At 70.6% G+C, this 13,832-nt stretch carries 12 protein-coding genes; 1 reads left to right on the top strand and 11 read right to left on the bottom strand.

The annotated features are described in order from the left end of the window. Positions 1–9 precede the first annotated feature (9 nt). The 11 genes from EDF38_RS07475 to polA form a co-directional block, all read right to left on the bottom strand. Positions 10–909, bottom strand: coding sequence for an SDR family NAD(P)-dependent oxidoreductase (locus EDF38_RS07475; protein WP_123354658.1), 900 nt, complete (start codon positions 907–909; stop codon positions 10–12). Continuing rightward, positions 899–2,965 carry an excinuclease ABC subunit UvrB gene (gene uvrB, locus EDF38_RS07470; protein ID WP_123354657.1) on the bottom strand — a complete coding sequence of 689 codons (2,067 nt, stop codon included), beginning with the start codon at positions 2,963–2,965 and terminating at the stop codon, positions 899–901. The genes EDF38_RS07475 and uvrB overlap by 11 nt, the downstream gene beginning before the upstream one ends. A 10-nt stretch (positions 2,966–2,975) precedes the next feature. Beyond that, positions 2,976–3,626 (bottom strand): dephospho-CoA kinase, encoded by a 651-nt coding sequence (coaE, locus tag EDF38_RS07465; RefSeq protein ID WP_123354656.1) that lies wholly within the window; start codon positions 3,624–3,626, stop codon positions 2,976–2,978. 95 nt (positions 3,627–3,721) lie between these two features. Continuing rightward, entirely contained in the window at positions 3,722–5,167 is a 1,446-nt protein-coding gene (gene rpsA / locus EDF38_RS07460; RefSeq protein ID WP_123354655.1) for a 30S ribosomal protein S1, read from the bottom strand. A gap of 170 nt (positions 5,168–5,337) precedes the next feature. Beyond that, positions 5,338–7,026 carry a DUF885 domain-containing protein gene (locus tag EDF38_RS07455; RefSeq protein ID WP_123354654.1) on the bottom strand — a complete coding sequence of 563 codons (1,689 nt, stop codon included), beginning with the start codon at positions 7,024–7,026 and terminating at the stop codon, positions 5,338–5,340. A 77-nt stretch (positions 7,027–7,103) separates the two neighbouring features. Then, complete coding sequence (locus EDF38_RS07450; RefSeq protein WP_123354653.1) at positions 7,104–7,373, bottom strand: HPr family phosphocarrier protein; 270 nt, start codon at positions 7,371–7,373, stop codon at positions 7,104–7,106. 85 nt (positions 7,374–7,458) lie between these two features. Continuing rightward, positions 7,459–7,923, bottom strand: a complete 465-nt coding sequence (locus EDF38_RS07445; RefSeq protein ID WP_233572293.1) for a PTS sugar transporter subunit IIA — start codon at positions 7,921–7,923, stop codon at positions 7,459–7,461. 2 nt (positions 7,924–7,925) lie between these two features. Further along, a complete protein-coding gene (locus tag EDF38_RS07440) occupies positions 7,926–8,234 on the bottom strand; it encodes a PTS lactose transporter subunit IIB (protein ID WP_056054781.1) in 309 nt (102 codons plus the stop codon). 65 nt (positions 8,235–8,299) lie between these two features. Next, on the bottom strand, positions 8,300–9,469 hold the full coding sequence (locus tag EDF38_RS07435) for a PTS mannitol transporter subunit IICB (RefSeq protein WP_123354652.1): 1,170 nt from the start codon (positions 9,467–9,469) through the stop codon (positions 8,300–8,302). A 150-nt stretch (positions 9,470–9,619) separates the two neighbouring features. Beyond that, a complete protein-coding gene (locus EDF38_RS07430) occupies positions 9,620–10,381 on the bottom strand; it encodes a DeoR/GlpR family DNA-binding transcription regulator (RefSeq protein WP_123354651.1) in 762 nt (253 codons plus the stop codon). 207 nt (positions 10,382–10,588) lie between these two features. Continuing rightward, positions 10,589–13,261 carry a DNA polymerase I gene (gene polA / locus EDF38_RS07425; RefSeq protein WP_123354650.1) on the bottom strand — a complete coding sequence of 891 codons (2,673 nt, stop codon included), beginning with the start codon at positions 13,259–13,261 and terminating at the stop codon, positions 10,589–10,591. 196 nt (positions 13,262–13,457) lie between these two features. Between polA and EDF38_RS07420 the strand changes: the two genes are divergently transcribed. Further along, on the top strand, positions 13,458–13,811 hold the full coding sequence (locus EDF38_RS07420) for a PaaI family thioesterase (protein ID WP_233572366.1): 354 nt from the start codon (positions 13,458–13,460) through the stop codon (positions 13,809–13,811). The last annotated feature ends 21 nt before the right edge of the window (positions 13,812–13,832 follow it).

Genomic DNA, 13,832 nt, shown 5'->3' with positions numbered 1-13,832 from the left:
CCCCGGTCGTTAGAGGACGGGTTCGGTCGAGGTGAGGTCGGCGGACACGGACCACAGGCGGGCGGCCGCGGCGGGATCGCGCGCATGGCGCTTCGCCGGGACGAGCGCCGGCGCGCCGGTCAGCTGGAACCAGCCGGCGGGGCCCCAGTATTCCCCTCCCGCCACGGGGTCGCCCGTCGCGGCCCGGACTAGCGGCTCGGCTCCGGTCTCCTTGCCCTGGGAGAAGGTGTGCGAGATCGAGGTGAGCACGGCCGGCGGACGCCGGGGCACGACGACGGGCGGGCGGGGCTCGCTCGTGGCCTCCCACGAGAACCCGGGGTGGGCGACGAGGCTCGTGACGCTCGACCCGGCCGCGCGGAGCCGGCGGTCGAGCTCGAAGCCGAAGGTCATGACCGCCAGCTTGGACCGGGCGTAGGCGACCGATCCCGAGTAGCTCGAGACCATCATCGGGTCGTCGAGGTCGAGGCGGACGAAGCGGTGGCTGATGCTGCCCAGGTGCACGATCCGGCCCGCCGACGCAGCGGCGAGGGCCGGCATGAGGTGCGACACCAGGGCGAAGTGACCGAGGTGGTTGGTGCCGAACTGCAGCTCGAAGCCGTCGGCCGTCGTCTGGCGTCGGCGTGAGCCGACGACTCCGGCGTTCGCGAGCAGGACGTCGACCTCTCCCCCGGCGGCCGCCGCGGCGGCTCCGGAGGCGACGGACGCGAGGTCGGCGAGGTCGAGGTCGACCGTCTCGAGATCGGCCCCGGGCACGTTCTCCCGGATGGTGTCGGCGGCGCGCACGGCGCGTTCGGGATCACGGGCGGCGAGGACCACCCGGTGCCCCTGAGCCGCGAGCTGCTCGGCCGCGAAGAAGCCGAGCCCCGCGGTCGCACCGGTGACGACGACGCGGCGACGGTCAGCGGACATGGCCGGCCGCCTCCATCTGCCGGAGGTCCTTCTTGAGGTCGGCGACCTCGTCTCGGAGTCGGCCCGCGAGCTCGAACTTGAGCTCGGCCGCCGCCTGCAGCATCTGCTCGTTGAGGTCGGCGATGATCGACTCGATGCCGTTCGCGGCCTCGGCCCCCCGCCCCTCGCGCTTGAGGTTGGGCGTGGGGGACCGTTTCTTGCCGTCGCGTCCGGCGAGCAGCGCGGCGGTGTCGGCACCCTCGCGGGCGAGTGCCTCGGTGATGTCCGCGATCCGCTTGCGGAGCGGCTGCGGGTCGATGCCGCGCTCGAGGTTGTAAGCGACCTGCTTCTCTCGCCGCCGGTCGGTCTCGTCGAGGGCCCGCTTCATCGAGTCGGTCATGACGTCGGCGTACATGTGGACCTGACCCGAGACGTTGCGGGCGGCACGGCCGATGGTCTGGATGAGCGAGGTGGACGACCGCAGGAAGCCCTCCTTGTCGGCGTCGAGGATCGCCACGAGCGACACCTCGGGCAGGTCGAGGCCCTCTCGCAGCAAGTTGATGCCCACGAGGACGTCGTAGACGCCCTGACGCAGCTCCGTCAGCAATTCGACGCGACGCAGCGTGTCGACGTCCGAGTGCAGGTAGCGGACGCGCACGCCGGCCTCGGTGAGGAAGTCGGTCAGCTCTTCGGCCATCTTCTTCGTGAGGGTCGTGACGAGCACGCGCTCGTCACGCTCGGTGCGGGTGCGGATCTCCTCCAGGAGGTCGTCGATCTGGCCCTCGGAGGGCTTCACGATGATCTCGGGGTCGATGAGGCCCGTGGGTCGGATGATCTGCTCGACCACGCTGTCGGTGATGCCGAGCTCGTACTTGCCGGGCGTCGCCGACAGGTAGACCTTCTGCCCGACCCGGTCGAGGAACTCCTCGAACTTGAGGGGGCGGTTGTCGAGTGCGCTCGGGAGTCGGAAGCCGTGGTCGACGAGCGTGCGCTTGCGGGAGGCGTCGCCCTCGTACATGGCGCCGATCTGGGGCACCGTGACGTGCGACTCGTCGATGACGACGAGCAGGTCGTCGGGGAAGTAGTCGAGCAGGCAGTGCGGTGCCTCGCCGGGCGAACGGCCGTCGATGTGCGCGGAGTAGTTCTCGATGCCGTTGCAGAACCCGATCTGCTCCATCATCTCGAGGTCGAAGGTGGTGCGCATGCGGAGCCGTTGCGACTCGAGGAGCTTGCCCTGGCGGTCGAGCTCGCCGAGGCGCTCGGCCAGCTCGTGCTTGATGGTGCCGATGGCCCGGTGCATCACGTCGGTGCCCGCCACGTAGTGGGAGCCGGGGAAGACCGACACGGCGTCGAGCGTCTTGACGACGTCGCCGGTGAGGGGGTGCAGGGCGTAGAGAGCCTCGATCTCGTCGCCGAACATCTCGATGCGGATCGCGAGCTCTTCGTACATCGGGATGATCTCGACGGTGTCGCCCCGGACCCTGAAGTTGCCGCGCGAGAAGTCGATGTCGTTGCGCTGGTACTGCATCGAGACGAAGCGGCGGATCAGGGTCTCTCGGTCGATCTTCTGACCCACCTGGAGCGCGATCATGGCCTCGAGGTAGCCCTCGGGCGTGCCGAGGCCGTAGATGCAGGAGACCGTCGAGACGACGATGACGTCGCGCCGGCTGAGGAGCGAGTTCGTCGTGGAGTGCCTCAGGCGCTCGACCTCGGCGTTGATCGAGCTGTCTTTCTCGATGAAGGTGTCGGTCTGCGGGACGTACGCCTCGGGCTGGTAGTAGTCGTAGTACGACACGAAGTACTCGACCGCGTTGTGCGGGAACATCTCGCGGAACTCGTTGGCGAGCTGCGCCGCCAGGGTCTTGTTGTGGGCCAGGACGAGGGTCGGGCGCTGCACCTGCTCGACCAGCCAGGCGGTGGTCGCCGACTTGCCTGTGCCGGTGGCGCCGAGGAGGACGACGTCGGTCTCGCCGGCGTTGATGCGACCTGCCAGTTCGGCGATCGCGGCCGGCTGGTCACCACTCGGTTCGTACTCGCTGACGACTTCGAAGGGGCGGACGCTGCGGGTCGGTTCCATGTCGTCGAGTCTAGGAGCGACCACCGACAGTCGGCTCCGGGGCGGCCTCGGCCTTCACCGCTGACAGCGAACGCAGCCGCTCGTACGTCGCGTCGGCCTGCTCCAACGTCCGCTCGAGCGTGCCCGAGGAGTCGACGACGAGGTCCGCCGCCGCGAGCCGGGCGGCGTCGTCGGCCTGGGCGTCGACGCGGGACCGGGCCTGCTCCGGGGACATGCCGCGCAGCTCGACGAGTCGTCGCACCCGCACCCAGGCCGGGGCCTGCACGACGACGACGACGTCGAACTCCCCCGACCCGCGCGACTCGACCAGCAGGGGCACGTCGTAGACGACGACCCGGGCCGGGTCGTCCGCGACGGCCTCTCGCATGCGCAGGGCGGAGAGCTCGCGGACGGCGGGGTGCGTGATCGCCTCGAGGTCTCGTCGAGCGGCGGGGTCGGCGAAGACCAGCGCGCCGAGCGCCGCGCGGTCGAGTCCGCCGTCGGCGCCGAGGACGCCGGTGCCGAACCGCTCCCGGATGCGGGCGAGGCCCGGGGTGCCCGGCTCCACGACCTCCCGAGCGAGGAGGTCGGCGTCGACGACCGCGGCGCCGAGCTCTCCGAGTCGGCGGGACACGACGCTCTTGCCGGCGGCGATGCCCCCGGTCAGGCCACAGACGAACATCCGCCGAGGGTACTCCCCCGGGAACGCCGGAAGGCGGCCCCCCGAGGGGGACCGCCTTCCGGTCAGGACGTCGGGCACCGTGAGGTGCTGACGACCTAGTTGCTGCTGGAGAGCTTCTCGCGCAGAGCCGCGAGCGACTCGTCGTCGGCGAGGGTGCCCGCACCGGCGGTCTCGCTCGAGAAGGTCGAGCCCGACGGAGCCTCGAAGGAGGCCTCTTCGGTGAGCGACGCAGCGACCTGCTTCTTGTGCGCCTCCCAGCGAGCCTGGGCAGCCGCGTAGTCCTGCTCCCACTTCTCGCGCTGCGAGTCGAAGCCCTCGCGCCACTCGTTGGTCTCCGGGTCGAAGCCCTCGGGGTACTTGTAGTTGCCCTGGTCGTCGTACTCGGTGAGCATGCCGTAGAGCGCCGGGTCGAACTCGGTGCCCTCGGGGTCGACGCCCTCGTTGGCCTGCTTGAGGCTCAGCGAGATGCGACGACGGTCGAGGTCGATGTCGATGACCTTGACGAACACCTCGTCGCCGACGGCGACGACCTGCTCGGCCAGCTCGACGTGCTTCGCCGACAGCTCGGAGATGTGCACGAGGCCCTCGATGCCGTCCGCGACGCGGACGAACGCGCCGAAGGGGACGAGCTTCGTGACCTTGCCGGGCGCGACCTGGCCGATGGCGTGCGTGCGGGCGAAGACCTGCCACGGGTCCTCCTGCGTCGCCTTGAGCGAGAGCGACACGCGCTCACGGTCGAGGTCGACCTCGAGGATCTCGACGGTGACTTCCTGACCGACCTCGACGACCTCGCTGGCGTGCTCGATGTGCTTCCAGCTGAGCTCGGAGACGTGGACGAGGCCGTCGACGCCGCCGAGGTCGACGAAGGCGCCGAAGTTGACGATCGACGAGACGACGCCCTTGCGGACCTGGCCCTTGTGGAGGTTGTTGAGGAAGGTGGTGCGGCTCTCGGACTGCGTCTGCTCGAGCAGGGCACGGCGCGACAGGACCACGTTGTTGCGGTTCTTGTCGAGCTCGAGGATCTTCGCCTCGATCTCCTGGCCGAGGTACGGCGTGAGGTCGCGGACGCGGCGCAGCTCGATGAGCGACGCGGGGAGGAAGCCCCGCAGGCCGATGTCGACGATGAGGCCGCCCTTGACGACCTCGATGACCGTGCCGGTGACGACGCCGTCGGCGTCCTTGATCTTCTCGACGTCGCCCCAGGCGCGCTCGTACTGAGCCCGCTTCTTCGACAGGATGAGGCGGCCTTCCTTGTCCTCCTTCTGGAGGACGAGGGCCTCGACCGTGTCGCCGACCTCGACGACCTCGGTGGGGTCGACGTCGTGCTTGATCGAGAGTTCGCGCGAGGGGATGACGCCCTCGGTCTTGTAGCCGACGTCGAGGAGGACCTCGTCGCGGTCGATCTTCACGACGGTGCCCTCGATGAGGTCGCCGTCGTTGAAGAACTTCAGAGTCTTCTCGACCGCGGCCAGGAAGTCATCAGCGGATCCGATGTCGTTGATGGCGACCTGCTTGGGTGCCTTGGTCGTTACGGTTGTCATGTAGTTAGTGCTCCAGTGAAAGCATGTATCGGGCCGTGGTCGTCCGTCGGGAACGTTCCGTCAGAGGGTGTCGACCGCGGCGTGCGGACAGATCGACGCAGATTGCGCCCCCACATCATAGCTCGCACCTCGTTCGTGGGGCAACGATCCCGGGCGCGCCGTGGCCGAGGTCAGGCGAGCAGGGCCCGACGCAGGGTGTCGAGGCCGACCCCGCCGAGGCGGAGGGCGTCGCGGTGGAACCGGCGCACGTCGAAGGAGGCGCCCTCGAGCCGTGCACGCTCCGCCCGCAGGTCCTCCCAGATGCGCTGCCCCACCTTGTACGACGGGGCCTGGCCCGGCCAGCCCAGGTACCGGTCGACCTCGAAGCGGACGAACTCGGGGTCCATGTTGACGTTGCGGCCCATGAAGGCGAGCGCGTTCGCGGCGTCCCACGTCTCGGTGCTGCCGGGGAAGGCTTTGCCGAGGTGCACGCCGATGTCGAGGACGACCCGAGCGGCCCTCATCCGTTGCCCGTCGAGCATGCCGAGGCGGTCGCCGGGGTCGTCGAGGTAGCCCAGCTCGTCCATCAGGCGCTCCGCGTACAGGGCCCAGCCCTCGGCGTGGCCGGAGGTGCCGGCGAGCTGACGTCGCCAGGTGTTGAGCGTGGCCCGACCGAAGACGGCCTGGCCGAGCTGCAGGTGGTGGCCGGGGACGCCCTCGTGGTAGACGGTGGTGGTCTCGCGCCAGGTGCCGAATCGGGTGACGCCCTCGGGCACCGACCACCACATGCGGCCGGGGCGGGAGAAGTCGTCGCTGGGGCTCTTGTAGTAGATGCCGCCGTCCTTCGTGGGCGCGATGCGGCACTCGAGGCGGCGGACCGGCTCGGGGATGTCGAAGTGGCTCTCACCGAGCTCGGCCACGGCACGGTCGCTGAGCTGCTGCATCCACGCTCGCAGCGCCTCCGTCCCGTCGAGCTGGCGTGCGGGGTCGGCGTCGAGCACGGCGATGGCCCGCTCGACGCTGGCGCCGGGCTCGATCGTCCGGGCCACGGCCTCCTGCTCGGCGGTCATGCGAGCGAGCTCGTCGAGGCCCCACTCGTAGGTCTCGTCGAGGTCGACGGTCGCCCCGAGGAACCGACGCGAGTGGAGGGCGTACGCGTCGCGGCCCACCGCGTCGTCGGCGCCGGCGCTCGGCGCCAGCTCGTCGAGCAGGAACCCTCGCAGCGACAGGTAGGCGGAGGCGGCCCCGCGGGCGCCGGCCGACAGGTCGGAGGCGAGGGACGCCGGAGGCGCGGTGCCGTCCCCTAGGACCGCCGACGACGCCAGCTCGGCGAAGAACCCGTCGGACGCGCCGATGCGGGCGCACTGCTCGGCGACCTGGAGCACCTGCCGGCGGGCCGGCACCACGCCCGATGCGATGCCCTCGCGGAGGGTCTCGACGTACTGCGCGACGGCCACGTCGACCCGCGAGAGGCGCGACGCCACGTCGGACCAGTCGCGCTCGGTCGCCGTCGGCATCAGGTCGAACACCTCGCGGATGCCCTGGGCCGGCGAGGCGATGACGTTGAGGTCGCGCAGCTCGAGCCGCTGCTCGGCGTACTCGAGGTCGAGCCGCAGCTCGCTCGACAGGTCGTCCTTCGTCACGCGGTCGACGTCGTCGACCGGCTCGAGCGCGTCGAGGTCGGCGAGGACGGCGCGCACCTCGGCGACGTGCCTCGCGTGGCCGGCGGGCGAGTAGTCGCCATACTCCCCCGTGCGGCCTTCGCGACCGATCCAGGTGGCCGTCGTGGGGTCGAGCTCGACGAGCGTGTCGACCCAGCGCTCGGCGACGTCGTCGATGGGGGTGGGCTGGCGCTCGGGCGTCGTCGACAGGTCCGTCATGCCCCGAGCCTAGCCACGGGCGGACGACGGAGGGCGCCGCCGCAGATGCGGCGACGCCCTCGTCGGGGAGGCGGGAGCTACTCCTTGTCGAGGTCCGTCTCGAGCAGGGCGGCGAGCTCGTCGAGGGCGGCTTCGGCGTTGTCGCCCTCGGTCGCGACGACGACCTCCTCGCCGTGCCCGATGCCGAGCGAGAGGACGCCCAGGATGCTGGCGGCGTTGACGCTCTTGCCGGCGGCCGAGGTCAGGGTGACCTTGGCGCCGGTCTTGCCCGCGGCCTGGCTGAAGAGCGAGGCGGGGCGGGCGTGCAGTCCGACGCTCGAGGCGATCGTGACGGTGCGTTCGGGCATTTCTTCTCCTATGTCGTGCCGGTGTGGTCGGGTGCGGCGTGCACCGGGGTGGTCGGCGGCGTGACCGCCGCCCGGACCGACGTCGTCAGTCGTCGTCGTCGGTCGCGGCGAGGAGCTCGTAGACCTCGGCGCTCGTGGTCGCTCCGCGGAGGGCGGCGGCCGCGTCGGGGTCCATGAGGATGCTCGCCAGCTGGCTGAGGATGGCGATGTGGCCGTTGCCCTTCGCCGCGATGCCGACGGCGACGGAGACCTCGTTGCCGTCCCAGTCGACGGGCGTCGGGAAACGGAGCACGACGAGGGCGTCCGCCTTGACCGCGTCCTTGCCGGCCAGGGTGCCGTGCGGGATGGCCACGCCCTCGCCGACGTAGGTCGAGACGGACGCCTCACGTTCGAACATGGCGTCGACGTACGACTCGTCGACGGCCCCGGCCTCGACGAGCGCGCGTCCGGTCGCCCGGATGGCGTCGTCACGGCTGGCCGCGGTCTCCGTCAGGCGGATGGACGACTCGGCGAGGAGCTCGGTCAGGGCGGGGGCCTGCGGGTCGCTCACGCTCAGACCTCGACCGTCGAGCCGTCCTGGATGGCCTTGACGACCTTGGCGACGTTGGGGTCGCCCATGAACAGCTGGAACGGCACCACGGGCACGTTGGGGACGACGCCGCGGGCGCGCTCGGCGAGGTTGTTCTGCGTCACGACCACGTCGGCGTCGGCGGGGATGCTGGCGACCGGCGAGTGCTCGACGGTCACGCCGCTCTTCTTCAGCTGCTTCTTCAGCGTCGAGGCGAGCATGACGCTGCTGCCCATGCCGGCGTCGCACGCGACGATGAGCTTCTTGATGGAGGAACCGTCGAGGGTTGCCATGTCAGTCTCCTTGTTTCTTCGGGGTGTGCGGGGGCCGGCCGGGACGACCGGCCCCCACGTCAGTTCTACTTGTTGGGGCTGGACGTGCCCGCGGTGCCCTTGCTCGTGGCCTTCGCGGCGGCCGTGGCGGCCTGCGCGTCGGCGAGCTGCTGCTGCTGCGCGGCGGCGTCCTCGGCCGCGGCCTCGCGGTTCTCCTTGCGGCCGAAGCCCATGAGGATGGACGAGACGACGAAAGAGACCGCTGCCGAGAGCAGGATACCCACCAGGATCAGCGGGAAGTCCCCTCGGGCCGAGACGGCGAAGTACGCGAAGATGCTGCCGGGCGAGGGGCTGGCGACGAGGCCGACGCCCGTGAGCGAGAACCAGCCGATGCCCGTGGCGCCGCCGAGGACGGCGGCGATGAGCAGGATGGGCTTCATCAGCACGTACGGGAAGTAGATCTCGTGGATGCCGCCGAAGAACTGGACGATGATCGCGGCCGGGGCCGACGGGCGGATGGCTCGCGGGCCGAAGAACAGGAACGCGAGCAGGATGCCGAGCCCGGGGCCGGGGTTCGACTCGAGCATGAAGAGGATGGACTTGCCGCTGTCCTGGACGTCGGCCGCGCCGAGCGGGGTGAGGATGCCCTGGTTGATCGCATTGTTGAGGAACAGGATCTTCGCGGGCTCGATGATGATCGAGGCGAGCGGCAGGAGGCCGCGCTCGACGAGGAAGTCGACCGCTCCGCCCAGGCCGTTGGTGACGGCGGTCGTGATCGGCGCGATGCCGAAGAAGGACCCGACGGCGAACAGGCCGCCGAAGATGCCGAGCGAGAAGTTGTTCACGAGCATCTCGAAGCCGGACTTGATGCGTCCGTCGATGAGCTTGTCGAACTGCTGCAGCAGGAGGGCGGCGATGGGGCCGACGATCATGGCGCCGAGGAACTGCGGCTTGTCGGTGGCGACGATGACGCCCATCACCGCGATGGCGCCGATGACGGCACCGCGCTGGCCGTGGATCATCCGACCGCCCGTGTAGGCGATGAGGACGGGCAGCAGGTACTTGATCATCGGGTCGACGATCGTGGCGATGGTCGCGTTCGGCGTCCAGCCCGTGGGGATGAACAGGGCCGTGATGAGGCCCCAGGCGATGAACGCGCCGATGTTCGGCATGACCATGCCGGCGAGGAAGCCGCCGAAGCGCTGGACGCGCGCTCGGACACCGGTGCCGGTGACCGTGGGGGTGAATTCGGACATGAGGGGTGTCGCTCCTTCGGTCTCAGGGACGAGACGGATCGGGTGGTGCTGTGGGGAGGGGGGTGCTGCGGGTGCTGTCGGTGGTGCAGGGAGGAGATGTCGGGGAGGCGCGACGCGGCGTGTGCGGGGAGGTCGCCCGGGCGGGGTGCCTCACACGATCACCACGCGGGGGCCGGAGCGTTCGACGTCGTCGGCGAGGTCGGCGTCGACGCCGGTGTCGGTGATGACGGTGTCGATCTCCGAGAGCGGGGCCACGCGGGCGAAGTCCTCGCGACCGAACTTGGTGTGGTCGACGAGGACGACGGTGCGTCGGGAGGCGGCCATCAGGGCCTTCTTGACCCGCGCCTCCGCGATGTCCGGGGTGGTGAGGCCGCGCTCGGCGGAGATGCCGTTCGTGCCCATGAAGGCGACGTCGGCGAAGACCTCGCCGATCTGGGTGCGGGTCCACTCCCCCACCGCGGCGAGGGTGCGCGGTCGCACGATGCCGCCGAGCAGGTGGAGCGTGATGTTCGGGCGGGTGATGAGGACGTTGGCGACGGGGAGGGAGTGGGTGACGACCGTAAGCTCGCGGTCGGCGGGGAGCATGCCGGCGAGGAGGACCGTCGTGGTCCCGGCGTCGATGATGACGGAGCCGCCGTCGGGGAGCTCGTCGAGCGCGGCGCGGGCGATGCGCTCCTTCTCCTCCGTCGCGGTCGCCTGACGGTCGGAGACCGGGGGCTCGACGCCGAGGCGCTCGACCGCGATCGCGCCGCCGTGCACGCGGCGGAGGACCCCGCGGCGTTCGAGGGCGGTGAGGTCGCGGCGCACGGTCTCGGGGGTGACGGAGAGCTCGCGGGCGAGTCCTGCCACCTCGACCCGGCCCCGGGTGCGCGCAGAGTCCAGGATCTGCTGGTGGCGCTCCGGTGCGTACATGGGCGGGGACTCCGTTGTCGGACGAGCTGGCCGAGGAGGCCGGGATTCACGGGGAACTCGGAAGTTCCGCGCTCATCAAAGTCCGTTTGCCCCCAGAGGTCAAGTTCTGACGCCGTGTCGTGCCCGTTCGTGCCCGTTTCGGGGGGCGGGGGGCGTTCTGGGGGCGAACGGACAGCGAGGGGATGCGACACCCGACGGGCGGGCCGGTCAGTGGGCGGCGGCGTCCCAGCTCTCGCCCAGCCCGACGCTCACGTCGAGCGGCACCCGGAGGTCGGCGGCCCCCATCATGCGGCGCCGGACGATGTCGCGGACGTCGTCGACCTCGCCCGGGGCGACCTCCACGATGAGCTCGTCGTGCACCTGCAGCAGCACGCGGGACCCCATCTCGCGGTCGTCGAGCTCGGAGCGGACGCCGAGCATGGCGCGCTTCATGATGTCGGCGGCCGACCCCTGGATCGGGGCGTTCAGCGCGGCGCGCTCCGCGTTCTCGCGGAGGACCCGGTTCGGCGACTTGAGGTCGGCGAACGGGCGACGGCGACCGAAGATCGTCTCGGTGTAGCCGTCCTCCCTGGCCTTCTCGACGACGTTGCGGAGGTACTCGCGCACCGCGCCGAACCGGGCGAAGTAGTCGGTCATCAGCTGCTTCGCCTCGCTGCTCTCGATGCGCAGCTGCTTCGACAGGCCGAAGGCGCTCAGGCCGTACGCCAGGCCGTACGACATCGCCTTGACCTTCGTGCGCATGGCCGGGCTGACGTCCGCCGGGTCGACGCCGAAGATGCGCGCCCCGACGAAGCGGTGCAGGTCTTCTCCCGCGTTGAACGCCTCGATGAGACCGGCGTCGCCCGAGAGGTGCGCCATGATGCGCATCTCGATCTGCGAGTAGTCGGCGGTCAGCAGGGTCTCGTAGTCGGGCCCGTGCACGAACGCCGCACGGATCTCGCGGCCGACCGCGGCCTTGACCGGGATGTTCTGGAGGTTCGGGTCGACCGACGAGATGCGCCCGGTCGTCGTGCCGGTCTGGTCGTACGTCGTGTGGATGCGGCCGTCGTCGGCGATCGACTTCTCGAGCGTGTCGATGATCTGCCGGAGCTTGGTCGCGTCCCGGTGCTGCAGGAGGAGGCCGAGGAACGGGTGCGGGTGCTTCTCCTGCAGGTCGGCGAGGGAGGCGGCGTCGGTCGAGAACCCGGTCTTGGTCGCCCGGGTCTTGGGCATCTCGAGCTGCTCGAAGAGCACCTCCTGCAGCTGCTTCGGCGAGCCGAGGTTGACCTCGCGGCCGATCTCGGCGAAGGCCTGCGTCGCGAGCCCGCCGGCGGTCTCGCCGAGGCGGGCCGAGAGGTCGACGAGCCCCGCCCGGTCGGCGGCGACGCCCGTGAGCTCCATGTCGCCCAGCACGGGGACCAGAGGGAGCTCGAGGTCGGCCAGGACGGCTCGCGAGCCGTCGTCGAGCGACTCGACGAGCGACTCGGACAGGCGGAGCGTGTACCAGGCCTCGGTCGCGACGCTCACCTGCTCGTCCGTGGGCACGAGCTGGTTCGGGTCGGACACCGGCAGCGTCTCGCCGAGCTGTTCGTACACGAGGTCGGAGAGGGCGAAGGAGGTACGGCCCGGTCGGAGCAGCCACGCGGCGACCCGCGTGTCGCCGACGATGCCGGTGAGGGCGAGGCCTGCCCGCGAGAGGGCCTTGTAGGCGCGCTTCGCGTCGTGCAGCACCTTGGGGGTGGCGTCGTCGAGCCAGGCCTCGAGCGCGACGTAGTCGCCGCGACCCGTGGCCCACGGCACGTAGGCCGACTCGGTCCGCGACGAGATGCCGAGGCCGACGACCCCGTCGGCGCCGTGCTCGATCGCGAGGCCGACCGGCTGGGTCGGGTCGCTCGCGTTCTTGCGGAGCCAGAAGGCGAGCTCTTCGTCGATCAAGGTGCGGACGACCGGGAGCCCGGCGGGCGCGGCCACGACGGTGCCCTCGCCGGCCTGCTCCCGACCGGGCTCGTCGGCGTCGGCCAGCTTGAGGACGCGCTCGAGCAGCGTGCGGAACTGCAGCTTGTCGAAGAGCTCGCGGACGGCGGCCTCGTCGACGCCGCCGCGCTCGAGGTCGCCGGGGGCGACCGGCAGCTCGACGTCGGTGACCAGCCGGTTCAGCCGCCGGTTGCGGACGGCACGGTCTGCCTGGTCCCGGAGGTTGCCGCCGACCACGCCCTTGATCTCGTCGGCGTGGGCGAGCACCTCGTCGAGGCTGCCGTAGAGCGTGATCCACTTGACGGCGGTCTTCTCGCCCACCTTGTCGATGCCGATGAGGTTGTCGCTCGTCTCGCCGACGAGTGCCGCGATCTCGGGGTACTGGTGCGGCTCGATGCCGTAGCGCTCGAACACCTTGTCGCGGTCGTAGCGCGTCAGCTCGCTGACCCCGCGCGCCGAGGGGTAGAGCAGGGTGACGTCGTCGTTGACCATCTGGATCGCGTCACGGTCGCCGGAGACGACCAGCACGCGGTAGCCGTCGTCCCGCCCCCGAACGGCGAGCGTGGCGAGGATGTCGTCGGCCTCGAAGTCCTCTTTCGTGATGGTCGTGATGCCCATCGCGTGCAGAGCCTCCTGCAGGAGCGGGATCTGCCCGACGAACTCGGGCGGCGTCTCGGAGCGCGTGCCCTTGTACTCGGGGTACTCGCGGGTGCGGAACGAGAAGCGGGAGATGTCGAAGGCGACCGCCAGGTGGGTCGGCTTCTCGTTCTTCAGCAGGCTCAGCAGCATCGAGATGAAGCCGTGGATCGCGTTGGTGTGCTGACCCTCCCGGTTCACGAAGCTGTCGACCGGCAGGGCGTAGAACGCCCGGAAGGCCAGCGAGTGGCCGTCGATGATCAGGAGGGTAGGCTTCGATTCGTCCGACACCCCGTCAGCCTAGCGGGCGCCTCCGACACCGATCGGGGCGGTGCCACCTCGATCCGGGAGCAGCATGACCGACACGACCCGCGCCTCCTCGTCCGCGTCGAACGACGCCGAGCGGACGGTCGCGGCCGACGCGCGGCTGAGCGACGAGGCGGTCGAGCTCTTCGGTCGTCGCGGCGTCGGCGCGCTGGCCGAGAAGATGGGCATCGAGATCGTCGAGATGAGCGCGGAGCGCGCCGTCGGCCGCATGCCGGTCGAGGGCAACACGCAACCGGTGGGCATCCTGCACGGCGGGGCGCACGTCGTGCTCGCCGAGACGCTCGGCTCCGTGGCGGCCAACGTCCACGCCGGCGCCGGACGCCTCGCGATGGGCATCGAGCTGAACGCCAGCCACAGCCGCTCGGCGGCGACCGGCTGGGTCACCGGCACCTGCACGGCGATCCACCTCGGTCGCACGCTCACGACGCACCAGGTCGTCATGACCGATGACGAGGGGCGGCTGCTGTCGACCGTGCGCATCACGAACTACCTCACCGACGCGCGTCAGCCGTAGGAGGCGCGGGTCGTCGACCGC

The sequence above is a fragment of the Frigoribacterium sp. PhB160 genome (genome assembly GCF_003751785.1).
Taxonomy (GTDB): Bacteria; Actinomycetota; Actinomycetes; order Actinomycetales; family Microbacteriaceae; genus Frigoribacterium.
This window is presented reverse-complemented; position numbering and strand designations above follow the sequence as displayed.

What these genes read in the sequence shown, in the direction of transcription:
- EDF38_RS07475 (WP_123354658.1), bottom strand. Translation starts at nt 909, where the DNA reads ATGTCCGCTGACCGTCGCCGCGTCGTCGTCACCGGTGCGACCGCGGGG.
- EDF38_RS07435 (WP_123354652.1), bottom strand. Translation starts at nt 9,469, where the DNA reads ATGTCCGAATTCACCCCCACGGTCACCGGCACCGGTGTCCGAGCGCGC.
- EDF38_RS07420 (WP_233572366.1), top strand. Translation starts at nt 13,458, where the DNA reads ATGGGCATCGAGATCGTCGAGATGAGCGCGGAGCGCGCCGTCGGCCGC.
- EDF38_RS07455 (WP_123354654.1), bottom strand. Translation starts at nt 7,026, where the DNA reads ATGACGGACCTGTCGACGACGCCCGAGCGCCAGCCCACCCCCATCGAC.
- EDF38_RS07450 (WP_123354653.1), bottom strand. Translation starts at nt 7,373, where the DNA reads ATGCCCGAACGCACCGTCACGATCGCCTCGAGCGTCGGACTGCACGCC.
- EDF38_RS07430 (WP_123354651.1), bottom strand. Translation starts at nt 10,381, where the DNA reads ATGTACGCACCGGAGCGCCACCAGCAGATCCTGGACTCTGCGCGCACC.
- uvrB (WP_123354657.1), bottom strand. Translation starts at nt 2,965, where the DNA reads ATGGAACCGACCCGCAGCGTCCGCCCCTTCGAAGTCGTCAGCGAGTAC.
- rpsA (WP_123354655.1), bottom strand. Translation starts at nt 5,167, where the DNA reads ATGACAACCGTAACGACCAAGGCACCCAAGCAGGTCGCCATCAACGAC.
- EDF38_RS07440 (WP_056054781.1), bottom strand. Translation starts at nt 8,234, where the DNA reads ATGGCAACCCTCGACGGTTCCTCCATCAAGAAGCTCATCGTCGCGTGC.
- coaE (WP_123354656.1), bottom strand. Translation starts at nt 3,626, where the DNA reads ATGTTCGTCTGTGGCCTGACCGGGGGCATCGCCGCCGGCAAGAGCGTC.